General features: G+C 66.4%; 1 protein-coding gene. It reads right to left on the reverse strand.

The window, feature by feature from the left end:
• Positions 1 to 223: transposase (locus ABFP37_RS22695; protein ID WP_347035057.1), on the reverse strand; the 223-nt coding region annotated here is incomplete at both ends.

Raw genomic sequence — 223 nt, forward strand, 5'->3', positions numbered from 1 at the left:
CGTCGGTTTTCGCTTCGCCGGGGTGCAGGTCCGCGATCCGGCGCATCGCCAGCCCGGGAAGGTAGCCGACGGTGACACCGGCGGCCTGGGCGACCGCGACCGGCAACGCACCGATCGTCGCGGGCTGGTCAACCACGAGCAGGATACTGCCGTGCTTGTTCAGTGAGTCAAGGATCTCGCGCAGCCTGAGCTCGTCGTTGGGTAAGGCCTTGTCGAAGAGCTT

This window comes from Burkholderia sp. RS01 (genome assembly GCF_039748055.1).
Lineage (GTDB): Bacteria > Actinomycetota > Actinomycetes > Actinomycetales > Micrococcaceae > Arthrobacter.